Source organism: Micromonospora sp. NPDC005806, assembly GCF_042871425.1.
In the GTDB taxonomy this organism is placed as follows: Bacteria; Actinomycetota; Actinomycetes; order Mycobacteriales; family Micromonosporaceae; genus Micromonospora.
On sequence record NZ_JBIAIL010000001.1, the window covers coordinates 412,664 to 434,862 of the forward strand.

Consider the following 22,199-nt stretch of genomic DNA (forward strand, 5'->3'; position numbering starts at 1 on the left):
CTCAGACCTCTTCGACCGAGCTCGGCTCGCGCCGGGACAGGTCGATGCCCAGCTCCTCCGCAGCCCGGAACACCTCGTCGTCGGTCTCGCGCATCTCCAGGGCCACGCCGTCGCTGGAGAGCACCTCGACGTTGAGGCACAGCGACTGCAGCTCCTTGAGCAGCACCTTGAACGACTCCGGGATGCCCGGCTCGGGGATGTTCTCGCCCTTGACGATGGCCTCGTAGACCTTCACCCGGCCGAGGACGTCGTCGGACTTGATCGTCAGCAGCTCCTGCAGGGCGTAGGCGGCGCCGTACGCCTGCATCGCCCAGCACTCCATCTCACCGAAGCGCTGGCCACCGAACTGCGCCTTACCACCCAGCGGCTGCTGAGTGATCATCGAGTACGGGCCGGTCGACCGGGCGTGGATCTTGTCGTCGACCAGGTGGTTGAGCTTCAGGATGTAGATGTAGCCGACCGCGATGGGGTCCGGCAGCGGCTCACCGGAGCGGCCGTCGAACAGCTGCGCCTTACCAGAAGAACCGATCAGCTGCTTGCCGTCCCGGTTGGGCAGGGTCGACGCGAGCAGACCCGAGATCTCCGCCTCGCGGGCACCGTCGAACACCGGAGTGGCCACGTTGGTGTCCGCCTCGGACTCGTGGGCGTTGATCGAACGCAGCGCCTTCTTCCACTCCGCGTCGTCGCCCTCGACCTGCCAACCCGTCTTGGCCACCCACCCGAGGTGGGTCTCCAGGACCTGGCCGATGTTCATCCGGGACGGCACACCGAGCGGGTTCAGCACGATGTCGACCGGGGTGCCGTCCTCCAGGAACGGCATGTCCTCGATCGGCAGGATCTTGGAGATGACGCCCTTGTTGCCGTGGCGGCCCGCGAGCTTGTCACCGTCCTGGATCTTGCGCTTCTGGGCCACGTAGACCCGGACCAGCTCGTTCACGCCCGGGGGCAGCTCGTCGCCGTCCTCGCGGGAGAAGGTACGCACGCCGATGACCGTGCCGGTCTCGCCGTGCGGCACCTTCAGCGAGGTGTCCCGGACCTCGCGCGCCTTCTCACCGAAGATCGCGCGGAGCAGCCGCTCCTCAGGGGTCAGCTCGGTCTCACCCTTCGGGGTGACCTTGCCGACCAGGATGTCGCCGGGGACGACCTCGGCGCCGATCCGGATGATGCCGCGCTCGTCGAGGTCGGCGAGCATCTCCTCGCTGACGTTCGGGATGTCGCGGGTGATCTCCTCCGGGCCGAGCTTGGTGTCCCGGGCGTCGACCTCGTGCTCCTCGATGTGGATCGAGGTGAGCACGTCCTGCTGGACGAGGCGCTGCGACAGGATGATCGCGTCCTCGTAGTTGTGGCCCTCCCAGGTCATGAACGCCACGAGCAGGTTGCGCCCGAGCGCCATCTCGCCCTCGTCGGTACACGGACCGTCGGCGATGACCTGGCCGGCCTCGACGCGGTCGCCCTCGAAGACGACCGGCTTCTGGTTGACGCAGGAGCCGGCGTTGGAGCGGCGGAACTTGTGCAGCAGGTACGTCCGGCGGTGGCCGTCGTCCTGGTGGACGGTGATGTAGTCCGCGCAGAGGTCCTCGATCACACCGCCGACCTCGGCGACAACCACGTCGCCGGCGTCCACGGCCGCGCGGTACTCCATGCCCGTACCGACCAGCGGCGACTCGGCCTTGACCAGCGGCACCGCCTGGCGCTGCATGTTCGCGCCCATGAGCGCGCGGTTGGCGTCGTCGTGCTCGAGGAACGGGATCATCGCGGTCGCGACGGAGACCATCTGCCGCGGCGAGACGTCCATGTAGTCCACGGCCTCCGGCGGCACGTCCTCGGTCTCACCGCCCTTACGGCGGACCAGGACGCGGTCCTCGGCGAACGACCCGTCGGACTTCAGCGGGGCGTTGGCCTGCGCCTTGACGAACCGGTCCTCCTCGTCCGCGGTCAGGTAGTCGATCTGGTCGGTGACCCGACCGTTGACGACCTTCCGGTACGGCGTCTCGATGAAGCCGAACGGGTTGACCCGGGCGAAGGTGGAGAGCGCGCCGATCAGACCGATGTTCGGGCCTTCCGGCGTCTCGATCGGGCACATCCGGCCGTAGTGGGACGGGTGCACGTCGCGGACCTCGAAGCCGGCCCGCTCCCGGGACAGACCACCCGGGCCGAGCGCGCTCAGCCGGCGCCGGTGGGTCAGGCCCGCCAGCGGGTTGGTCTGGTCCATGAACTGGGACAGCTGCGACGTACCGAAGAACTCCTTGATCGCCGCCACCACCGGGCGGATGTTGATCAGGGTCTGCGGCGTGATCGCCTCGACGTCCTGGGTGGTCATCCGCTCGCGGACGACCCGCTCCATGCGGGAGAGGCCGACCCGGACCTGGTTCTGGATCAGCTCGCCCACGGTACGCAGGCGACGGTTGCCGAAGTGGTCGATGTCGTCGGCCTCGTAGCCCTCCTCACCGGCGTGCAGCCGGCAGAGGTATTCCACGGTGGCGACGATGTCGTCCTCGGTCAGCGTGCCGGTGGTGATCGGCACGTCCACTTCGAGCTTCTTGTTGAACTTGTAACGACCGACCTTGGCGACGTCGTACCGCTTCGGGTTGAAGAAGAGGTTGTCGAGCAGGGTCTGGGCGTTCTCGCGGGTCGGCGGCTCGCCCGGACGGAGCTTCCGGTAGATGTCCAGCAGCGCCTCGTCCTGGCCGCCGATGTGGTCCTTCTCGAGCGTGGTCATCATCAGCTCGGACCAGCCGAACTTCTCGCGGATCTGCTCCGCGGACCACCCGATGGCCTTGAGCAGGACGGTGACGGCCTGCCGGCGCTTGCGGTCGATGCGGACGCCGACCGTGTCGCGCTTGTCGATGTCGAACTCCAGCCAGGCACCCCGGCTCGGGATGACCTTGACGCTGGAGAGGTCGCGGTCGGAGGTCTTGTCCGGCTGCTTGTCGAAGTAGACGCCCGGCGAGCGGACGAGCTGGCTGACCACGACGCGCTCGGTGCCGTTGATGATGAAGGTGCCCTTCGGCGTCATCATCGGGAAGTCACCCATGAACACCGTCTGGCTCTTGATCTCGCCAGTGGTGTTGTTGGTGAACTCCGCGGTCACGAACAGCGGGGCGCAGTAGGTCAGGTCCTTCTCCTTGCACTCCTCGATCGAGGCCTTGACCTCGTCGAAGCGCGGAGCGGAGAAGGAGAGCGACATGGTGCCGGAGAAGTCCTCAATGGGACTGATCTCGTCGAGGATCTCCGCGAGACCCGAGCGTGCGTGCGGGTCGTCCCCCGACCGACCCTGCCAAGCCTCGTTGCCGACGAGCCAGTCGAAGGACTCGTTCTGGATGGCGAGGAGGTTGGGGACCTCGAGGTGTTCGGTGATCCGACCGAAAGAAACTCGGCGGGGCGCGAAAGCGCTCGACGTACGACTGGTCTTCGCAGGGCGGGAAGCTGCCAAGATGCGTCCTTCCGAGGACCGGTGCTGCAGAACGGCTGGTATGCGTGCACTCCAATGACCCCACCAGAAATATCCGCAAACGGACATTTCCGAGCAGGGGTCAGTTCGGAAGGCAGCGCAAACTAGCAGTGTAGCCGAGAGGCTAACCGCTGTCCAGCCCACCCCGCAGGTCGTCGCGGAACTTGCCTCGGGACCTCGAAAACCAGGTCTACCGGGCCGCTCGGAACGCGACGCTCCTGCCGGTCCGCTCGGGCGTCACAGCGGTGTTGCTGCCGCTGCCATTACCCAAGAGGTGGCCGTTGCAAGCGCGGAAGGTCTTGCTGGTGTCAGCGTGCCTGTCGGGCCGGTGCCGCGTCAAGGGCCGGTTACCGCTCGGGGTGTCATTCCCACCGACGGGCTACCGACAGGCGTAGCTGTGAAGCCGGTACGAGCAACCTGGACGCCCTGCTCACGCCGCTGCCACCGGAGTCCACCAACCACAGCGGGCGGCGATCCGTTCCCGGATCACCGCCCGCCGCTACGCGGTGTGCCCCGGCTCACGTGAGCCGGACGCGCGTCAGGTCAACGCAAGGTCACTTGAGGGTGACCTTGGCGCCCTCGCCCTCGAGCTTGGCCTTGGCCTTCTCGGCGGTCTCCTTGTTGGCCTTCTCCAGGACGGCCTTCGGCGCGGCCTCGACCAGGTCCTTGGCCTCCTTCAGGCCCAGGCCGGTCAGCTCACGCACGACCTTGATGACCTGGATCTTCTTGCCACCGTCGGCGTCGAGGATGACGTCGAACTCGTCCTTCTCCTCCTCGACCGCGGCCGGGGCGGCACCCGGGGCGGCGGCGGCCATCGCGACCGGAGCCGCGGCGGTGACCTCGAAGGTCTCCTCGAACTGCTTCACGAACTCGGAGAGCTCGATCAGCGTCATCTCCTTGAACGCGTCGAGCAGCTCGTCGGTGCTGAGCTTCGCCATGTCTGGCGTCCTTTCCTGAATGGTTTAACTAAGAACGTGGGTGCGCCGGGTGGCCTCAGGCCGCCTCGGCGCCCTCCTTCTCGCGCTTGTCCTGCAGAGCGGCCGCCAGACGCGCGGTCTTGGCGAGCGGAGCCTGGAACAGGGCCGCGGCCTTGCTCAGGTTGCCCTTCATGGCGCCGGCCAGCTTCGCCAGCAGCACCTCGCGGGACTCCAGGTCGGCGAGCTTCGTGACCTCGGCCGCGGAAATGGCCTTGCCCTCGAAGACACCGCCCTTGATGACGAGCTTCGGGTTGGCCTTCGCAAATTCGCGAAGCCCCTTCGCCGCCTCGACGACGTCGCCCGAAACGAAAGTCAGCGCGGTAGGACCGGTGAACAGCTCGTCGAGGCCGGAGATGCCCGCCTCGGTCGCCGCACGCTTGGCCAGCGTGTTCTTCGCGACCGTGTAGCTGGTCTCCTTGCCGAGCGAGCGCCGCAGCTGGGTGAGCTGCGAAACCGTGAGCCCGCGGTACTCGGTCAGCACGGTCGCCCCCGCGTTGCGGAAGCTCTCGGTCAGCTCGGCGACGGCCGTGGCCTTGTCGGCCCGGATCGGCTTGTCCGCCATGTCCCTCCTCTCTCGTTGCTCGGAGCTGGTACGCCGGCGACGAGCGGAGGCTCGCGCCGGCGGCGGAGGCATCACGACAACGAGAAAAGCCCCGGCGCAGGGCGCACGGGGCGAGGGCCGGCAGCATGGACGCGGTCGGCGGACCACGGACAGCTCCGATTTTCGCTTGCCGCCCTACGCGGGTCGCCCGTCATCGCGGGACCTTCGACCGTGCCAGGGCACGGTGACCAGCGGTCTCTGGGTGGAACTACGCGACAAGGTTACGCGACGTGTCCCGGTACCTCCAAATCGCCCCCCGAGTGCCCCCCGTCACCATCCGGCAACCGACCCGCCAGCCGCCACCGCATCGCCGCACCTCTGCGGATCTCAGGGACGCTCACGGCCCGCGAGCGCCCTTTCGCCCATCATGTCCGGGTGCGCCGGGCCCAGCCGTAGCCGGCGAGCGCCAGGGCCGCCCAGGAGGCCGCCCAGGTGGTCAGCAGCAGCACGGTGGAGACCGTCAGGTGGCCGACCAGCGCCCGGGCCGTCGGCAGCAGCGGCGGCACCAGCCAGGGCGCCATCGAGCCGGACAACCCGAGAACCTTCGCCCCGACCGCGCCGAGGGCGAGCACCGCGACGCCGTACCCGGCGCTGCGGGTGACCGCCCGGCTGGCCAGGGCACCCACGGCCACCGCGCCGGGCAGCGCGAGCAGGTGGGCCCAGCAGCCGAGCGCCAGCCCAGCGACCACCGACCGGTCGCCCGGCCCGGCCGGGCCGCTCACCCCGCCGACCAACCACGGGAAGACCAGCGCCATGGCCACCGTGCCGAGCCCGGCCACGGCCGCCGCGAGCAGGCCGGCGACCCGCTCCCGGGCCGGCCCGACCAGCACCTGGGCCAGCCGGCGCTGCACGTCCGGCTCCACGTCCAGAAGGATCTTGGTCTGCCAGGCCAGCACCGGGAAGAGCACCACGGCCAAGACACCGTAGGCCTCCGCCGGCTGGGCCCGGCCGCCGCCGTAGAGGACACCGAGGGCGAGCAGGCCGGCCAGGACCGGGGCCAGCGCCCGCCCGGTACGCAGGAAGCCGGCCAGCCGCAGCCGGACCAGCGCGGTCACCGGGCCACCTCCGGGGCCGGCCCGGTCAGGTCCCGCTCCGCCGCGGCAGGACCGTCGGGCGGAGCCGGAGCCGGTGCCACCGGGATCGCCGCGGCGGCCGTCAGGCCCGGGCCGACGGCACGGCCCGGGTCGACGGCACGGCCCGGGTCGACGGCACGGCCCGGGTCGACGGCGGGATCCGGGGTGACGTCGGACAGCGGCCCGGTGTCGGGTCGCGTGGCAGGGGGCGGGGCGACGTGGTCGCGTACCCGAAGGACGTGGTGGCCGTCGGCGCGCAACCGGGCGACGGCGGCGGCGGCCCCGGCGGCCGGGACCGCCAGCTCGACCACCGCGACGGCCGCGTCCCCGGACGCCGGTTGCTCGGTGACCGCGCCGCCGGCGACCGTCCAGTGCCGGGCGGCCGGCAGCCGGACCGTCTCGCCGCGGTGGTCGCTGACCAGCACCGTGCCGCCATCAGCCAGTACCTCGTCGATCACCTCCGGCACCAGCTCGCGGGCGGCGGCGTCCAGGCCCTCCCAGGGCTCGTCGAGGACGAGCAGCCCAGGCGGGCGCAGCAGCGCCTGGGCCAGGCCGACCTTCTGGGCGGTGCCCTTGGAGAGCTGCGGCAGCCGGACCCCGTGGAACCGGGTCAGGCCGAGCCGGCCGACCCAGCGCTGGACCGCCCGGTCCGCCTCGGCGGCGGGGAGGCCGGGCCGATCCGTACCTCGGTCTCCCGCAGCACCCACGGGTCGCGCCGGTGGTACCGCAGCCAGACGCCTTCCAGCCGCATGCGCCGAGCCTGCCACACCGGACAGACGAACGGGGCCCCGCCACCTGGTGGCGGGGCCCCGTCAGGGCAGTGGTGCTCAGGCCTCGGCCGGAGCCTCCTGCAGGTTCTTCACCAGCTTCGGGTCGACCGGGACGCCCGGGCCCATGGTGGTGGTGAGGGTGACCTTCTTGAGGTAGGTGCCCTTGGCCGCGGACGGCTTCGAGCGGAGCACCTCGTCCAGCACTGCCGCGTAGTTGTCGATCAGCTGGGTCTCGGTGAACGAGGCCTTGCCGATGATCAGGTGGAGGTTCGAGTGCTTGTCCACCCGGAAGGTGATCTTACCGCCCTTGATGTCCGAGACGGCCTTGGTGACGTCCATGGTCACCGTGCCGGTCTTCGGGTTCGGCATCAGGCCGCGCGGGCCCAGGATCCGCGCGATCCGGCCGATCTTGGCCATCTGGTCCGGGGTGGCGATCGCCGCGTCGAAGTCCAGCCAACCGCCCTGGATACGGGCGACCAGCTCGTCGGTGCCCACCTCGTCCGCACCCGCGGCGGCGGCCTCCTCGGCCTTCGCGCCGGCGGCGAAGACGATCACGCGGGCGGTCTTACCGGTGCCGTGCGGCAGGTTGACCGTGCCGCGGACCATCTGGTCCGCCTTGCGGGGGTCGACGCCGAGGCGCATCGCGACCTCGACCGTGGCGTCGAACTTGACGTTGGTGCTCTCCTTGGCCAGCTTGACGGCCTCGGCGGGAGAGTAGAGCTTCGACCGGTCGATGACCTCGGCGGCCTTGCGGTAGCTCTTGCTGCGCTGCATTTCTCGTTACTCCTGTGGTCTCTGGCGGGCCCGCGACGTCCGCGGCCCTCCCACGATCTGATCGGGTGGAGCGGTGAGGAGAGGTCAGTCGGCGACGGTCAGGCCCATCGACCGGGCGGTGCCGGCGATGATCTTCTCAGCCTGCTCGATGTCGTTGGCGTTGAGGTCCGCCATCTTCTTCTCCGCGATCTCGCGCAGCTGGGCGCGGGTCACCGAGCCGACCTTCTGCGTGTGCGGGACGCCCGAGCCCTTCTGCACGCCGGCGGCCTTGATCAGCAGCCGGGCGGCGGGCGGGGTCTTCAGGACGAAGGTGAAGGTCCGGTCCTCGTAGACGCTGATCTCGGCGGGGACGATGTCGCCCCGCTGCGACTCGGTCTGCGCGTTGTAGGACTTGCAGAACTCCATGATGTTCACACCGTGCTGACCGAGCGCGGGGCCGACCGGCGGCGCCGGGGTGGCCTGGCCAGCCGGCAGCTGAAGCGTGAACGTCTTGACGAGCTTCTTCTTCGGAGGCATGTCTCTTCCTGGGGCTTGGAACTGGGAATTTCGCCGGTCCGCGGGCGCGCACGGTCAGCGCGGTGCGGACAGCCGACGTTCTAGGGTAGCGCAGCCTTCCGCCATCCTCTCCGCCGAGGTCCGGCGGGGCGGCGAAACGACACACCGGCGGCGGGCCGGGAGGCCCACCGCCGGTGCCAGGCGTACGTCAGATCTTGGCGACCTGGTTGAAGTTGAGCTCGACCGGCGTCTCCCGGCCGAAGATCGAGACCAGCACCTTGAGCTTCTGCTGGTCGGCGTTGATCTCGCTGATCGTCGCCGGCAGGGAGGCGAAGGCGCCGTCGGTGACGGTGACCGAGTCGCCGACCTCGAAGTCGAGGACCTTGACCTCGGGCTTGGCCTTCTTCTCCACGGCCTCGACCGCCGGGGCCAGCCACTTCAGCACCTCGTCGAGGCTCAGCGGCGCCGGGCGGTCGGCCCGGTCGGTCGCCCCGACGAAGCCGGTGACGCCCGGGGTGTTCCGGACGCAGGAGTAGGACTCGGCGGTCAGCTCCATCCGGACCAGGATGTAGCCCGGGAAGACCTTCGCCTGGACCTGCGACCGCTTGCCGTTCTTGACCTCGACCTCTTCCCGGGTCGGCACCTCGACCTGGTAGATGAAGTCCTCCATGTCGAGGGAGGTGATCCGGGTCTCGAGGTTGGTCTTGACCTTGTTCTCGTAGCCGGCGTACGAGTGCACCACGTACCAGTCGCCCGGGGCGTAGCGCAGCTTCTGGCGCAGCTCGGCGACCGGGTCGAACTCCTCGTCCGCCGGCTCGGCGGTCGGGAATTCCGGCTCGCTGGCGGCCCCGACCGACTCCTCGTTGGCCGCCGTCGCCACCGCGGACTGCTCGTCCGGGGTCTCGGCGGTCTCGTCGTACTCAGGCACGCTCGCTCACTTCCGTCACTATCGCTGTTGGCCCGTCAGCTGGGGTTGCCGAAGACGAACAGCACCGCCTTCGCGAAGCCGTAGTCCAGGCCGGCCACGATCGCCAGCATCACCGCGACGAAGGTGACCACCACGGCCGTGTAGGTCAGCAGCTCCTTGCGGGTCGGCCAGATGACCTTACGCAGCTCGGCCACGACCTCGCGGAAGAACCGCGCGATGCGGGCGAACAGCCCGATCCGCTCGGTGTCCTTCCGGGTCTTCCGGCCCTCGGTCGACTCGGCGCGGGCCCGCTTGCGGGTGGCGGTGCCGCCCCGGGAGACCGGCTCGTCCGCGTTGGTGGCGTCGTCGTCGGCCACGTCGTCGACGACCGCGTCCTCAGGCAGACGCTCGTCGCCGGCGTCCTCGCCGCGCCGCTTGCTCTCGGCCACTTCGCCCTCCGTGCGGGATATCGGGTCGCACGCCGATGGGCGTGCGCGGCGTGTGGTCACGCCGGCCGGACCAACCGTCCCGCGACGGGCCGCGGCCGGCGGACCGACCGGAAGGGCCCCGAATGCCTCGGAACCACTTCGCCGGTGCCACCACCACGGGCCGGACGCCGCCATCCGGGCGGCGCGACCCACGGGAACGGTCAGGCCTGAGGCGCAGGGGTGACAGGACTTGAACCTGCAGCCTGCGGTTTTGGAGACCGCTGCTCTGCCAATTGAGCTACACCCCTGTGCGGCAACTGCCACCCCACCCGCGCACACAGTGCCGGGCAGGGGTCACTTGCCCCACGGCGGACCAGTGTACGGGTAGTCGTGCGACTTTCCCAACCGGTCTGCCCCTAGCGCGTCGACAGTCTTTTCAGCGAGGCGTCCGGACGGTCGCCCGGGCCTGCGACAGCACCTTCTCCCCCAGGCACGTCGCGGTGACGTCGAGCCTGGTCAGGCCGTCTTCGGTGACCTCCTTGACCACCGCGCTGACCTCGATCTCGGTGCCCTCGTCCGTGTCCGGGACGACCACCGGGCGGGTGAACCGGACCCCGAAGTCGACCACCGCGTCCGGCGCGCCGGCCCAGGCGGCGACCGCCCGGCCGACCAGCGCCATGGTGAACATGCCGTGGGCGATGACCCCCGGCAGCCCCACCTTGGTGGCGGTCCGGTCGCTCCAGTGGATCGGGTTGAAGTCGCCCGAGGCGCCCGCGTAGCGGACCAGGTCCGCCCGGGTCACCCGGAAGGTCTGGGTGGGCAGCTCCATGGGTCAGGCCTCCCCGCGTACGACGATCTTGGACCAGACGGCGACCACCGGCTCGCCGGCGGCGGTGCTCACGTCGGTACGGGTGGTCAGGAAGCCGTGCCCGCCCCGGTTGGTGATCTCCTCGATGGTGTTGACGCAGACCAGCTCGTCACCGGCCACCACCGCCCGGGTGTACGCGAAGCGCTGGTCGCCGTGCACCACCCGGCTGTAGTCGACGCCGAGCGTCGGGTCCTCGATGATCTGCCGGCTGGCGGCCATGGTGACGATCACCGGGAAGGTGGGCGGGGCCACCACGTCGGGGTGCCCGAGCGCCCGGGCCGCCTCCGGATCGTGGTGCGCCGGGTCGGTGGCGCCGATGGCCGTGGCGAACTCGCGGATCTTTTCTCGGCCCACCTGGTAGGGGGCGGTCGGCGGGTAGGTCCGGCCGACGAAGGACGGGTCCAGGGACATGTCGCGAACCTACACGGAAACACGAAAGCCGATCCGTACGGGTGGGCGGCTCGAGACCGCCGTCCGTGCGGATCGGCTTTCGGGAGATGCTCGGGGACCGGGCCGGCGGGGCCGGCCGTGGGTCAGCGGGTCTCGCGGTGGACCGTGTGCTTGCCGTCCCGGGGGCAGAACTTCTTCAGCTCGATGCGGTCCGGGTCGTTACGACGGTTCTTGCGCGTGATGTAGTTGCGCTCCTTGCACTCCACACACGCCAAAGTGATCTTCGGCCGGACATCGGTCGCCTTCGCCACGGCGGAGTGCCTTCCTCGCTAACGGGTAACAACTACGGCGCATCAGCCTACGCGCTGATGACGCAGACACGCAAAGTGGGCGCCTGTGGCGCCCATCCCACCGACCACCGGGTGAACCCGGAGGACGAGAGTAGCGGTGGCCGGACTTGAACCGGCGACACAGCGATTATGAGCCGCTTGCTCTGCCATCTGAGCTACACCGCCGTGGCGGGTCCAGCCGGACCCTTTGAGCCCCCTTACGGAATCGAACCGTAGACCTTCTCCTTACCATGGAGACGCTCTGCCGACTGAGCTAAGGGGGCCTGCCCGATCACCTGGTGGGGTGCCGCGCAGAGGAAACAGTACACGACCTCGCCGCCGAGGTGAAATCGGATCCCCCTTTGCCGCCTACTCGCAGCTCAGGGCACCACTCGGAGCCGGGGAAGCTCGCTGGCGGAGATCGTTTCGGGGTCGACCTGGGCACCGAACCAGGCCTCCAGCCGCTCGTACGGCAGCGGCCGGCTGAACAGGAAGCCCTGGCCGATCTCACAGCCGATGTCCTGGAGCAGCTCCAGGGTCAGTTCGCTCTCCACGCCCTCGGCCACCACCGCCAGGCCGAACTGCTGCGAGAGGGTCACCACGGCATTCACGATCGCCAGGTCACCCGGGTCGGTCGCCATCCCCTGCACGAAGGAGCGGTCGACCTTCACCTCGTGCACCGGCAGCCGGCGCAGTTGCGCCAGGGACGAGTTCCCGGTGCCGAAGTCGTCCACCGAGAGCCGGACACCGAGGTCGCGAAGGCGTCGCAGGGTGGGTATCGGACGCTCGGTGCCATCCAGCACCCCGGCCTCGGTGATCTCCAGGGTGAGCCGTTGTGGCGGCACGTCGTATTCCTCGAGCAGGTCCCGCACTATGGCGGGGAAGTGCTGGTCGGTGAGGGTGCGGGCGGCGAGGTTGACCGAGACCGCGAGCGGCTGCTCGCCGTGCCCCCAGTCCCGGCTGCGCCGCAGGCTCTCCCGGAGCACGAACTCGGTGAGCCGCCCCAGCTGGCCGGTGTGCTCCGCCACCGCGACGAAATCGTCCGGGGCCACCGTGCCGTGCGCGGGGTGCTCCCAGCGGGCCAGGCACTCCACCCCGACCAGGCGCCGGTCCCGCAGCGTCACCTTGGGCTGGAAGTAGACCTGCAGCGCGCCGTCGTTCAACGCGCGGCGCAGGTCGCCGGCGAGGCCGAGCCGGCGCAACGACCGGGACTCCAGCGCCGGACTGTAGAGCTGGACGCTGCCCGGGACCGACTTGGCGGCCGTCGCCGCCAGGTCCACCCGCTGGAGCAGGGCCACCGCGTCGCTGCCGTGGTCCGGGTGAACCGCCACCCCGACCGCGGTGTCCACATCCAGGGTGAGCCCGTCGAAGACCATCTCGTCGCGGATCTGCTCGCGCAGCTGACCGGCCAGCTCCAGCGCCGCCTCGGCGCTCTCCAGCCGCAGGGTGACCAGGAACTCGTCGCCGCCGGGTCGACCGACCAGCGCCGCGGAGGGGGCGCAGGCACGCAGCCGCTCGGCGACCTCGACGAGGACCTTGTCGCCGGCCGCGTGGCCGAGCGACTCGTTGACCTGACGCAGCCGGTCCACGTCGAACAGCAGCAGCGCCACCACCTCGCCCGGTGCCGCGATCGTGACCGCCTCGGCCACCGCCGCGGTGACCCGCCGCCGGTTGGGCAGCTTGGTGAGCGCGTCGTGGTTCGCGTCGTGCCGCAGCCGGTCGACCAGGCGGGAGTTCTCCAGAGCGACGGCGGCGTGCGCGGCGACCGTCTCGAAGACGGGGACGTCCGTCGGCGTGAAGTGGCCGACATCGCTGAGCCGGTTGACGACCTCGAGAGTGCCGATCACCGCCTGCCCCGAGCGCAGTGGCACGACGATCGCGTCCTTGACCTGATTCACGTTTGCCACGCCGCGCAGCGCGCTGTCGCCCCCGAGCAGCCGCCCTGTTGACAGGGTCCTGCCCAGTTCGCGGGCCTGCTCGCGGAACGCGGCGGGAGTCGGGGCGACATCCAGCAGCCCCGGGGCGTCGACGCGGGCAGTGAGCAGCACCTCGGGATGCCGCCCCTGGGCGGGCAACCAGAGCGTCGCGTACTCAGCCTGCATCAGCGCCCGGACCCGACCGAGCAGGACATCACCGAGGGCGCCGTCGGCGCTGGTGGTGATCGTGCGGGAAAGGTCGTACATGCCGGTCAACGTGCGGTGCTGCTGGAAGAACTGCGAGTACGACCGGTAGACCTGGGCGAGCGCCGCGAAGAGCGCGGCCAGCAGCAGCGCGGACCACCACGTCCGCTCCAACGCGATCAGGAGGAGCAGGCCGACCGAGGCGTTGATGGAGGTGGTCAGGAAGACCGAGGGAGTGGTACGCAGCGCTTCCCGGCCCGCCTGCCAACCCTGCAGAAGCACGTGCACGCCGACCACCGACACCAGGCTGACCAGCGTGATGGTGTTGACGGCGAGGAAGAGACTGCCCCAGGTCCCCGGACCCACGCCCTGCAGCGGCGGCAGGGCCAGCAGAAGTAGACCGGCCAGGGAGGTGGCTGCCGCGGCCTTGGCCACGTTGAACCAGAACTTGGCCGGGGCGAAGCGATGCCAGGCGCAGCGCGCCAACGACGACAGTGTGTAGATGACGACGACCGTCAGTGGCGGCAGGAAGAACAGCGCCACCACCAGCGGCACCTCGGTCAGCGTCACGGCCACCGACTGGCGCCGGACGATGAAGTTCAGCACCGGGACGCTGACGGCCGTCATGGCCACGAAGAGGACCAGCGCCAGTCCCCACTCACCGACGGGCTGATCGGAGATGACGGCGATCGCGGTGCTGAAGACGACGGCAAGAAGCGTCAGGGGTGCGGTGATGAGCCAGGCGCGTTCCGTCGACCTGCGTCGTTGGTCTCGGCCCGCCATACCACTCCCCTACTCGGCACGAGCCCGTCGGTGGCTTACCGGAAGATGCCGGCACCCCAGATGACGTCGGACATCTGCGCGTCGGAGTTGAGCACGCCGGAACCGACCAGGACGCCGGCGAGCAGGAGGAGTGAGCCGAGCAGCCGGCCCAGCCTTCGTCCAGACATCATTGCTCCTGTCGGGGAATTGTCACGAGGATGGCGGAGGTTCCCACGATCGTGCCACACGGCGCACGGGCAGCAAAGCCTGGAGACCGCGTGTGGCCCGAGTATCGGTCAGGTGCCGCCGTTCGGCCCAGCCCTCACCATCTCGTCGTGTCAGATCGCCGGCTTGGCAGGCCCGGCTGACCCTGTCCACGAATCGCTCAATCTCACCAACGGCCCAAATCCGGTGATGCCACCGTGGATCCGACCATCAGGGCGGCCCGGTCCATCGCCCCGCGAGTCGTTGCATCGACCACCATAACTCACCCTGGCCGCTGGGCAACCCCGGGTCGCGGATCCGACCGGACCCGCCCGTCGAGAAGATCTCTCAGGTAGGCGGGACTCGAACCACGTGCCGACGGTGTCGGGAACGGTGGTTTCCGGCGGAGCCGGACGGCGAACGACAGCGGCCCCTGAGCAGCAGTCCTGCCGCTCAGGGGCCGTGACCACTTTTCGGGTCGCCGGGGGTGAGACAGTCCGACCGGTTCAGGAGAGCTTGGCCAGGTACGCGGCCAGGGCGTCGTACGACTCGCGGGCGCCGCCCTCCATGCCGGAGGAGACCATGCCGTCGCGCTCTTCCTTCGTGTCGAACCGGGTGACGCTGGTGACTGTCGTCTTGCCGCTTTCCTCGGTCAGCTCCAGCGTCTCCACGCACACGTGGCCGGGCATGCCCTCGAACTCGAAGGTCTGCACGATCCGCTCCGGCACCTGGATCTCCCGATACTCGCCGCGGAACGCGTACTGCTGGCCGTCCGGCGCGTGCTCGATGAAGCGGTAGGTGCCGCCCGGGCGGAAGTCCATCTCGCAGTCGACCGGGTTGCCCCGCCCCCACCAGTGCTTGAGGTGTTCGCTCTTCGCGTGCGCCTCGAAGACGAGCTCGCGCGGCGCGTCGAACACGCGCACCATCTTGATCTCCAGGTCGGACGGCAGGGTCACCGTCAGGTCGTCGCTCATTTCACTCCTCCTCCTGCTGCGTTCCATCCTTCTGGAGCTGTTTCAGGTACTCGTCGAGCCGGTCATAGCGCTGTTCCCAGAACCGCTGGTAGCCGGTGATCCAGTCGGCCACTTCGCGCAGCGGCCCCGCGTCGAGGCGGCACGGCCGCCACTGCGCCTCCTTGCCGCGGGTGATCAGCCCCGCCCGCTCCAGCACCTTCAGGTGCTTGGAGATGGCCTGGAGGCTGATCGGGAACGGCTCGGCGAGCTGATTGACCGTCGCCTCGCCCTCCGCCAGCCGGGCCAGGATGGCCCGCCGGGTGGGGTCGGCGAGGGCGCTGAACACCTCGCTCAGCCGGTCCACTGTCTCCGCCTTTCTCAACCGACAGGTTGATTAACCTATGGGTTGAATATGCCTCCTGCCGCACCTCGTGTCAACCCCTTCCCGAGAGGGCCCCAACGATCAAGGCCTGACCTGCCCGGGCGGTTGCCCCTGGCACCGATCGGTTGAGCTGGTCGTCGTATCGGTTCCGCGTTCAATCAGCCCGGCGGACCACCTTCCCCGGTGGGTCAGATCCGTGGGGCAGGTAGCTCGGGGGCACGGCCCCAGGCACGCCAAGCGTCCGAGCCGGCGATTCCGGCCAGTACCGCGGCGGCGCCACCACCGGCGGCCAGGGGCGGCAGGTGCCAGGTGGCCGGGATCAGGAGGCCCAGGACGAGCAGGCCAGCTAGCCGCGATCGGGAGATTCGGCTGAAGACCTGCAGTTCGAGAAGTGACCGCCCCGCCAGGAACAGCGCGGGCCCGCCGAGGATGGCGATGAGCCAGTTCGGTTCCGGCCGGCCGAGCGGCTCCACGATGTACAGCTCGAAGCCAACACCGGCCAGGAAGACACCGGCGATCATGAGCAGGTGAGTCCCGGCTACCGCCACGGACTGCCGGACCGGGTTCCGGGCACCTGTGATGGCCACCGGCAGGACAGCGCCGGCCCGGTAGAAGTAGACCCGCCAGAGCAGCACGATGGCGACGAACGCCAGCCCGAACCCGGCCGTGTGCGGGGTGCCTAAGTCGCTGGTGCTGAGGCCCTTGCCAGCCACGAAGATCGCCTCACCCAACGTGATCAGATAGAACTGCTGCAGCCGGTCGGCCAGGTGCTCACCCGCGATCGGTGCGCCAGTGAATCGTTTAAAGCCGGCCGTGAACCCGAAGTAGCCGATGGCCAGCGCGAGGGCCCAGAGCACGGCGCGGAGACCCTGGTCGGGCACCAGCGCGCCCACGATCCACAGCACCCCGCTCGCGGCAACCCAGAGCCCCGTTGAGGGAGGGATCGCTAGCCGGCGGAAGAGCAGGAGGAGCAGCAGGCGGCCAATCCGAACCGCCGCATAGGCGCCGGCGAAGACGAGAGCCCGCTGCTCGAACCCCTGCGGTACCACGACGGCCATCACCACGGCGCCGGCCATCGACATGAACACCACGATCTGGACCAGCAGCGAGTCCGGACTTCGCCGGCTGGTGATTGCGACCGTCGACAACCACAGGACCCAGAACGCCAGGAACAGCAGCAGGGTCGGGGCAGCTTCACCGATCAGGAGCTCGTCCCCGGTGCTGAAGTCCTTGATCAGCCGCAAGCTGACCTGATTGAGCGCGAACACGAATACAAGATCGAAGAGCAGCTCCAGGACGGTCGCCCGCCGCCAGTCGGCTTTCTCGCGCATGAGCCGCTCGCCGCCCGGCTCACCCATCCGTCATCAACCCGGCGCAGAATCCCAACACAGGCACGGCGCTTCCTCTCGTATCACTGCGTCACTGCGGACAAACGAGCCAGGAACGACGGAAGCCACTCGCCACGACCTAATGCGATCTTGGGAAGCGACACTCGGCGGAGTTTCAGAGGTGTGGCTGCCTAGAGCTTCCGGCCGTGCGCGTCGCGGGCGACGATGCCGTCCAGCGGTACCCCGGGAGCCAGCTGCCGCAGGTCGAACCAGAAGATCATCACCTGCGGGTCCCTGCTCCACGTCGCCAGCCGGGCGGTGACCTGCCGGCCGTCGGCGGTGCCGACGATCCGCTTCGCGGGTCCGACGAAATACCCGAAGGTGGGCATCGGAGTCTTCGGTGGGATGCCTCCACTCTTGTCGTAGCCGATCCCGTGGAATCCCGGCCGGCGGTCGCTGCCCTCGATGTCGTTGACCAGGAAGTCCGAGATCAGCTCCCCGTCGGCGGCGCGGCGGCCGGCCATCAACCCGATCGTCACGTGGGGTTGGCGGGGGACATCGACCGGGACGAAGTAGAAGACCCGCTCCTCGCTGCCGTACCGAAGCCCGCTGGCCACCACGTCGCCGATTGGCTTCGGTCGCGGCGCTTGCCGGGTGGGGGTCGCCGTGAGACGGGTGGGTGCGATGACGGCCGGAGCGGACCGTCGCTCCGCCTCCGGCGCGCCGGCCCGCTGCAACCCGACCGCCACGCCGAGGACGACCGCCACCGACAGCACCGCCGCGCCGGCGCCGGCGAGTCGCCGGCGCCGGCGCAGCCGGCGGCCGTCGCGCATGATGGTGGTCAGGTCGAGGGCCTCCCCGTCGGCACGTTCGGTCGCCCGCATGGCCTGGCGGAACTGCTCCACCTCGTTCATCGGCACGTCCCCTGCGTCTCCGGCACTCGGAACCCGCGCAGCTTCTCCAGGGCACGGGAGCTGGTGCTCTTGACCGTTCCGACCGATACGTCGAGCTCGCGGGCCACCTGCGTCTCCGGAAGGTCGAAGTAGTAGCGCAGTACGACGATGGCGCGCTCGCGGGGACTGAGCGTGCGGAGGATGGCGAGCAACCAGCGACGAGTGGTGACCTCGTCGGCGACGTCCCCACGGCGTTGCTCGGGGAGGTCCTCGCTGGGGTACTCGCGGATCGGGCGCCGCCAGCCGTCGATGAGATGGTTGACCAGCACCGAGCGGGCGTACCCGTAGGCGTCGTTGTCACGGACCCGGGACCACGACGCGTACGTGCGGACCAGTGCGGTCTGCGCCGCGTCCTCGGCCTGGTGGTAGTTACCGGTCATCAGAAAGGCGGCGTGCACCAGGCGGCCGGAAGCCGCCCGGGCGAACTCCACGAAGTCCGCGTCACCCCGGGCCATGCCGGCCCTTCCCACATCCCACGCCGGACAGGACGAGTGGGACGGGTGAAAGGTTGAGCCGGCGCAAGACCAACTTTCCGGCGGGTCCACCCGTCCTCCTCGCTGCGCAGCACCAGCCAACGCTGCGCAGCGAGGAGAGACACATGGCGGGAAAGACTACGGGCTCGGTTGGTGTCGGCGCGATATCGGGGATGGTGCTGGTAGCGCTGCTGTCCGGGTGTGCGGCACCGGCAGCTGGACGGTCGGCGATCCCGGCCGCCCCGACAGCCGGCCCCGCCACTTCGGCGCCGGCGGTGCCGCCGCCGATGCGCACGGCGTCGCGACCGGCCACCCCGGTCAGCTATCCCGCCGACGGCGGCAACCGGTGGCGTTTCGCCACCGCCGAGGTGCCGGCCCCGCCGGGTCCGGGAAGACTGCTGCGCTACCGCGTGGCGGTCGAGCGCGACATCCAGAACCTCCCCGTGTCCGAGTTCGCGGCGGAGGTCACCAGGACCTTGAACGACGCCCGGGGGTGGACCGCGGATGGGCGGCTGCGGCTACGCCGGGTCGCCTGGGGGCAGCCGGCCGACTTCACCATCTACCTGGTCACGCCCGGCACCCGCGACGAGTTGTGCCAGGACCGGCGGGACGGCTACACGTCCTGCCGCAACGGCGACCGGGTGGTACTGAATGTGGCCCGTTGGGTGAAGGGCGTGCCGGGCTACGGGGCCAGCCTCACCACCTACCGCCAGTACATGATCAACCATGAAGTCGGGCACCGTCTCGGTCACGGTCACGAGCGGTGCCCCGGGCGAGGGCGACCCGCCCCCGTCATGCAGCAGCAGACGCTGGGCCTGCACGGCTGCACCGCGAACGCCATGCCGTCCCTCGACGGTGAGCGGTACACGGGTCCGCCGGGTGCCTACGACGACCCCGTCCCGCCCCGCGAGCGCGGCCGGCTGGGCTGAACTCGTCACCGGAGCGGCGCGGCCGTAGGCACCGGCCGTACCTCATGCGCCAGGCCGGGCGCCGGCCCCGGACGGCTCAAGGTCCGGTGCCCCGGCGCGGCCGAGATCGCTGAGCGGAGACCGCGTTCGGGCGGGCGAGCGGCGGGACAGCAGGCATCCAGCCAGCGCGGCGGCGAGGCCGGCCAGCCCGGCCGCCGCGAAGCCGCCCGCTGGCACGGAGACGTCGATCGCCAGCCCGACGATCGGGGATCCGAGCGCGAAACCCGCGCTCAGGGCCGAGGATTGAAGACCTGTCGCCTCACCCCGCACGCTGGCCGGCGCCAGCCGGCTCACCGCGTCAGCCACCGTGGAAAGGGTCGGCGCGGTGAGAAGCCCGGCGCCGACAACGGCCACGCACAACCAGGGCCAGTCGTGGGCAAGCCCGGCGGGAATCGTCACGAGTCCGAGCAAGCCGAGCAGCAGCCACGTGGGCAGCGGCCGGGACTGCGCGCCATAAATCAGCCCGCCGGCGACGGAGGCCACGCCGAACACGGCTACGACCACGGCGGCCCAGGACACCTGACCTACTTCTTTGAGCGTGGCGACGATGGCGAGGTCGACGCCGCTGAGCAGCGTCGTGGCACCGAACGCCATCGTCAGTATGGCAATCATGCCGGTGCCCAGCCACTCCCGGCGCGGGGGCCGTCCGGCCGCGCCGGCATCCGCCTCGTCCTCGGCACGCAGCGGCGGGTTGAGCAAGGCGATCCCGGCTCCGCCAGCCGCGATCGCGGCGCCGACCCCCCACGCCACCACATCGGGGGACATCTTCGCCGCACACAGGATCACTACAGCCGGGCCCACGATGTACGACAGTTCCCCCTGCACCGATTCCAGGGCGAACGCGGCCCGGCGCTGTCCCGCCGTCGTCATCGCGGCGATCGCCTGCCTGGTCACCGGCTGGGCCGGCACCATCAGCAGACCCGCCGCGAAGGCGGCGCCCAGCAGGATCCCGTACGGCAGGATTGGCACGCTCAGCCAGAACAAGACCTGCAGTACGACAGTTGCCAGCAGTACGGGACGTAGGCCCCGCCAGTCGATCATGCGGCCAAGCAGCGGCCCGCCCAGTGCCACCCCGGCGGTCAGAGCCGCTGCGACACCACCCGCTGCCGCGTAGCTCATGTCCAGACCCAGCACGACATACATCGTCAGCGCCATCACGTCAGCCGTGATCGCGGCACGGGCGAGCAGCGAGACGCCCAGCAGCGATGCCATCCCTGGCACGGCGAGTACCTGTCGGTATCTGGTCACCTGCGTGACGCTAGATCTCCCGTCAGATCGTAGGAAGTGGTCAACTTCTTGGACCTGCCATAATGAATGCTTATGGCCAGAGATCTTGAGACGGCGTTGCTGCGGTCGTTCGTCACCGCCGTGCGGACGGGCAGCATCAGCCGCGCCGCGACCGCGCTCGGACATACCCAGCCCGCGCTCAGCCAGCAGTTGCGCAAGCTCGAGAGGGCCGTCGGCCGTCCGCTGCTTTACCGGTCGCCGTCTGGCGTCTCGCCGACCCGGGCGGGTGAGGAACTCCTGCCGTACGCCGAACGCATTCTCTCGCTCTCCGCACAGGCACTCACCGAAACCGGGCGCGCGCTTACCGGCCGCTGCGGCGTCGGGTTGCTCGAAGACCTCGCCGCGTCCCAGCTTCCACAGGCCCTCGCCGACCTCGCCCGGCTGCACCCCGGCGCCACGCTGGAGGTGCTCACCTTCTCCAATGCCGCAATGCGGGAGGCCTACGACGCGGGCCGCGTCCAACTCGTGCTCGACGAGGTGCCGTACGTTCCCGGGCCGCCGCGCTGGACGGTGCGCCGCCCGCTGGTCTGGGCGATCGGCCACGGTGTGGACGTGGCTGCCGATCCGCTGCCGGTGGTGCTGTTCTCGAACCCATGCTTCTGGCGTACGTCAGTACTGGAAACCCTCGAACGTGCCGATCGGCGCTGGCGGGTGGCGTTCGAAAGCAACAGCCTGGTCGGTGTGCTCGCCGCGGTACGGGCCGGGCTCGGCGTCGCGGCGCTCATGCCCGCGAACCTCGAACCGGCCATGGCCTGCCACGACGCGGACGCCCTGCCCACCCTGCCGGACGTCGAACTCGGTCTCACCCGGCACCCACGGACCGAAGGTGATCCGCTGATCGATGCCGTGGAGACCGCGCTACGACGCATGATCTGAGCTTCGCGGCTGGTCAGCGCGCCGGTTTCCGTCCAACCCACCGCGAGTCGCGTGCCCCCCCGTTCGCCACCCTCAGGCCCGGCGTTGCCAACCTCAGGAGCGGCGGAACTCCGCGCGCCAGCGGATCCCACCGTCAAGGGCGACGATCTCCTCGACCCGGGCCGGGGTCAGCGGGCCGGCCGCGAAGGCGTCGACCTCGGTTCGGGCCAGCGGCCAGGGCGGGCCCTCGACGACCTCGTCGTCCCGCCGGCCGGCCGCGATCACCAGCAGCGTCCCGCCCGGCGCGACCAGCCGGCCGACCGCCGGGATCGCCCGCTGCCGCAGCTCAGCCGGCAGTGCCTGCACGTTCATGCTCTCCAGGACGAAATCGAACCCGCCCAGCCAGTCGTGCGGCGGGTCGAGCAGGTCGGCGGTCTCGTACCGGACCGGGGAGTCCGGGTGGCGACGGCGGGCCGCCCGTACCGCCGTGGGAGAGATGTCGAAGGCGACGGTGGCGAAGCCGAGGCGGGCCAGATGTTCGGCGTCGCGGCCGAAGCCGCACCCGACGACCAGGGCGCGCCGACCGGATCCGTCCGGCCGGGTCCGGTCGGTCCACTCGCTGAGCAGGGAATGCGCCCGGTCGAGGTCCCACGGGACGACCGACTCGCCCCGCTCGGCGTCGGCGTAGAGCCGCTCGAACCAGCCGGCCGGATCGCTCTCGGCGGTGGCCGGGGAAGACAACCGGTGGGTCAGCTCGCTGTCGTGCACGGACGCCTCCTCGCCTCCGGAAAGCCCTGGACCCGTGGCTTGGAGTCGGCGCGAAGGGCCTCACCGTGTCGGTCGCCCACCCT

Annotated in this window: 23 protein-coding genes and 3 tRNA genes; 2 read left to right on the plus strand and 24 right to left on the minus strand. The window is 70.0% G+C overall.

Annotation, left to right across the window (positions count from 1 at the left end):
* Position 1: 1 nt before the first annotated feature.
* From ACFYOS_RS02020 to ACFYOS_RS02125, 22 genes are all read right to left on the minus strand, one after another.
* Complete coding sequence (locus tag ACFYOS_RS02020) at positions 2-3,433, minus strand: DNA-directed RNA polymerase subunit beta (protein ID WP_387134974.1); 3,432 nt, start codon at positions 3,431-3,433, stop codon at positions 2-4.
* A 572-nt stretch (positions 3,434-4,005) separates the two neighbouring features.
* Entirely contained in the window at positions 4,006-4,389 is a 384-nt protein-coding gene (rplL, locus tag ACFYOS_RS02025; RefSeq protein ID WP_387134975.1) for a 50S ribosomal protein L7/L12, read from the minus strand.
* 55 nt (positions 4,390-4,444) lie between these two features.
* Entirely contained in the window at positions 4,445-4,990 is a 546-nt protein-coding gene (rplJ, locus tag ACFYOS_RS02030; RefSeq protein WP_091198320.1) for a 50S ribosomal protein L10, read from the minus strand.
* A gap of 404 nt (positions 4,991-5,394) precedes the next feature.
* Positions 5,395-6,084 carry a hypothetical protein gene (locus tag ACFYOS_RS02035; RefSeq protein ID WP_387134978.1) on the minus strand — a complete coding sequence of 230 codons (690 nt, stop codon included), beginning with the start codon at positions 6,082-6,084 and terminating at the stop codon, positions 5,395-5,397.
* Positions 6,081-6,809, minus strand: coding sequence for an ATP-binding cassette domain-containing protein (locus tag ACFYOS_RS02040; RefSeq protein ID WP_387134981.1), 729 nt, complete (start codon positions 6,807-6,809; stop codon positions 6,081-6,083). Before ACFYOS_RS02040 ends, ACFYOS_RS02035 begins: the two co-directional genes overlap by 4 nt.
* A 120-nt stretch (positions 6,810-6,929) precedes the next feature.
* Entirely contained in the window at positions 6,930-7,646 is a 717-nt protein-coding gene (gene rplA, locus ACFYOS_RS02045; protein WP_387134983.1) for a 50S ribosomal protein L1, read from the minus strand.
* Between the two features lie 84 nt (positions 7,647-7,730).
* A complete protein-coding gene (gene rplK, locus ACFYOS_RS02050) occupies positions 7,731-8,162 on the minus strand; it encodes a 50S ribosomal protein L11 (protein ID WP_212831294.1) in 432 nt (143 codons plus the stop codon).
* Between the two features lie 187 nt (positions 8,163-8,349).
* Positions 8,350-9,069 carry a transcription termination/antitermination protein NusG gene (nusG, locus tag ACFYOS_RS02055; protein ID WP_387134985.1) on the minus strand — a complete coding sequence of 240 codons (720 nt, stop codon included), beginning with the start codon at positions 9,067-9,069 and terminating at the stop codon, positions 8,350-8,352.
* Positions 9,070-9,104: 35 nt separating this feature from the next.
* The gene (secE, locus tag ACFYOS_RS02060) at positions 9,105-9,497 is read right to left on the minus strand and encodes a preprotein translocase subunit SecE (RefSeq protein WP_387134988.1); all 393 of its coding nucleotides are present in this window, start codon (positions 9,495-9,497) and stop codon (positions 9,105-9,107) included.
* A gap of 214 nt (positions 9,498-9,711) precedes the next feature.
* Positions 9,712-9,784, minus strand: a tRNA-Trp gene (locus ACFYOS_RS02065).
* A 128-nt stretch (positions 9,785-9,912) separates the two neighbouring features.
* On the minus strand, positions 9,913-10,305 hold the full coding sequence (locus ACFYOS_RS02070; protein WP_387134991.1) for a MaoC family dehydratase: 393 nt from the start codon (positions 10,303-10,305) through the stop codon (positions 9,913-9,915).
* A gap of 3 nt (positions 10,306-10,308) precedes the next feature.
* Positions 10,309-10,755: a MaoC family dehydratase N-terminal domain-containing protein gene (locus ACFYOS_RS02075; RefSeq protein WP_387134993.1), complete on the minus strand. Its 447-nt coding sequence runs from the start codon at positions 10,753-10,755 to the stop codon at positions 10,309-10,311.
* Positions 10,756-10,877: 122 nt separating this feature from the next.
* Entirely contained in the window at positions 10,878-11,045 is a 168-nt protein-coding gene (rpmG, locus tag ACFYOS_RS02080; RefSeq protein ID WP_013288652.1) for a 50S ribosomal protein L33, read from the minus strand.
* A gap of 131 nt (positions 11,046-11,176) precedes the next feature.
* Positions 11,177-11,249 (minus strand) — tRNA-Met (locus tag ACFYOS_RS02085).
* Between the two features lie 25 nt (positions 11,250-11,274).
* Positions 11,275-11,347, minus strand: a tRNA-Thr gene (locus tag ACFYOS_RS02090).
* 96 nt (positions 11,348-11,443) lie between these two features.
* Entirely contained in the window at positions 11,444-13,966 is a 2,523-nt protein-coding gene (locus tag ACFYOS_RS02095) for a putative bifunctional diguanylate cyclase/phosphodiesterase (RefSeq protein WP_387134995.1), read from the minus strand.
* Positions 13,967-14,001: 35 nt separating this feature from the next.
* Positions 14,002-14,133, minus strand: coding sequence for a hypothetical protein (locus tag ACFYOS_RS02100; RefSeq protein ID WP_387134997.1), 132 nt, complete (start codon positions 14,131-14,133; stop codon positions 14,002-14,004).
* Between the two features lie 522 nt (positions 14,134-14,655).
* Complete coding sequence (locus tag ACFYOS_RS02105) at positions 14,656-15,123, minus strand: SRPBCC family protein (protein WP_387135000.1); 468 nt, start codon at positions 15,121-15,123, stop codon at positions 14,656-14,658.
* A 1-nt stretch (position 15,124) separates the two neighbouring features.
* Complete coding sequence (locus tag ACFYOS_RS02110) at positions 15,125-15,466, minus strand: ArsR/SmtB family transcription factor (RefSeq protein WP_387135002.1); 342 nt, start codon at positions 15,464-15,466, stop codon at positions 15,125-15,127.
* Between the two features lie 206 nt (positions 15,467-15,672).
* Positions 15,673-16,842, minus strand: a complete 1,170-nt coding sequence (locus ACFYOS_RS02115; protein ID WP_387135004.1) for a low temperature requirement protein A — start codon at positions 16,840-16,842, stop codon at positions 15,673-15,675.
* Between the two features lie 161 nt (positions 16,843-17,003).
* Positions 17,004-17,726, minus strand: coding sequence for a hypothetical protein (locus tag ACFYOS_RS02120; protein WP_387135006.1), 723 nt, complete (start codon positions 17,724-17,726; stop codon positions 17,004-17,006).
* Positions 17,723-18,220: a SigE family RNA polymerase sigma factor gene (locus tag ACFYOS_RS02125; protein ID WP_387135008.1), complete on the minus strand. Its 498-nt coding sequence runs from the start codon at positions 18,218-18,220 to the stop codon at positions 17,723-17,725. The genes ACFYOS_RS02120 and ACFYOS_RS02125 overlap by 4 nt, the downstream gene beginning before the upstream one ends.
* Positions 18,221-18,525: 305 nt before the next feature.
* Between ACFYOS_RS02125 and ACFYOS_RS02130 the strand changes: the two genes are divergently transcribed.
* A complete protein-coding gene (locus ACFYOS_RS02130; RefSeq protein ID WP_387135010.1) occupies positions 18,526-19,167 on the plus strand; it encodes a DUF3152 domain-containing protein in 642 nt (213 codons plus the stop codon).
* A gap of 42 nt (positions 19,168-19,209) precedes the next feature.
* Here the strand turns inward: ACFYOS_RS02130 and ACFYOS_RS02135 are convergent, their stop codons facing one another.
* Positions 19,210-20,418, minus strand: a complete 1,209-nt coding sequence (locus ACFYOS_RS02135) for an MFS transporter (RefSeq protein ID WP_387135012.1) — start codon at positions 20,416-20,418, stop codon at positions 19,210-19,212.
* 132 nt (positions 20,419-20,550) lie between these two features.
* On the opposite strand from ACFYOS_RS02135, the gene ACFYOS_RS02140 reads away from it, so the two are divergent.
* Positions 20,551-21,369, plus strand: a complete 819-nt coding sequence (locus ACFYOS_RS02140) for a LysR family transcriptional regulator (protein ID WP_387135014.1) — start codon at positions 20,551-20,553, stop codon at positions 21,367-21,369.
* Between the two features lie 93 nt (positions 21,370-21,462).
* Here ACFYOS_RS02140 and ACFYOS_RS02145 read toward each other — a convergent pair whose 3' ends face one another.
* A complete protein-coding gene (locus tag ACFYOS_RS02145) occupies positions 21,463-22,116 on the minus strand; it encodes a class I SAM-dependent methyltransferase (RefSeq protein WP_387135017.1) in 654 nt (217 codons plus the stop codon).
* Positions 22,117-22,199: the final 83 nt, after the last annotated feature.

Coding starts and splice junctions, on each gene's coding strand:
- ACFYOS_RS02125 (WP_387135008.1), bottom strand. CDS start 18,220: ATGGCCCGGGGTGACGCGGACTTCGTGGAGTTCGCCCGGGCGGCTTCC.
- rplA (WP_387134983.1), bottom strand. CDS start 7,646: ATGCAGCGCAGCAAGAGCTACCGCAAGGCCGCCGAGGTCATCGACCGG.
- rplJ (WP_091198320.1), bottom strand. CDS start 4,990: ATGGCGGACAAGCCGATCCGGGCCGACAAGGCCACGGCCGTCGCCGAG.
- ACFYOS_RS02105 (WP_387135000.1), bottom strand. CDS start 15,123: ATGAGCGACGACCTGACGGTGACCCTGCCGTCCGACCTGGAGATCAAG.
- rplL (WP_387134975.1), bottom strand. CDS start 4,389: ATGGCGAAGCTCAGCACCGACGAGCTGCTCGACGCGTTCAAGGAGATG.
- ACFYOS_RS02120 (WP_387135006.1), bottom strand. CDS start 17,726: ATGAACGAGGTGGAGCAGTTCCGCCAGGCCATGCGGGCGACCGAACGT.
- ACFYOS_RS02130 (WP_387135010.1), top strand. CDS start 18,526: ATGCGCACGGCGTCGCGACCGGCCACCCCGGTCAGCTATCCCGCCGAC.
- ACFYOS_RS02075 (WP_387134993.1), bottom strand. CDS start 10,755: ATGTCCCTGGACCCGTCCTTCGTCGGCCGGACCTACCCGCCGACCGCC.
- ACFYOS_RS02070 (WP_387134991.1), bottom strand. CDS start 10,305: ATGGAGCTGCCCACCCAGACCTTCCGGGTGACCCGGGCGGACCTGGTC.
- ACFYOS_RS02100 (WP_387134997.1), bottom strand. CDS start 14,133: ATGTCTGGACGAAGGCTGGGCCGGCTGCTCGGCTCACTCCTCCTGCTC.
- rplK (WP_212831294.1), bottom strand. CDS start 8,162: ATGCCTCCGAAGAAGAAGCTCGTCAAGACGTTCACGCTTCAGCTGCCG.
- ACFYOS_RS02115 (WP_387135004.1), bottom strand. CDS start 16,842: ATGGGTGAGCCGGGCGGCGAGCGGCTCATGCGCGAGAAAGCCGACTGG.
- ACFYOS_RS02095 (WP_387134995.1), bottom strand. CDS start 13,966: ATGGCGGGCCGAGACCAACGACGCAGGTCGACGGAACGCGCCTGGCTC.
- ACFYOS_RS02135 (WP_387135012.1), bottom strand. CDS start 20,418: ATGGCATCGCTGCTGGGCGTCTCGCTGCTCGCCCGTGCCGCGATCACG.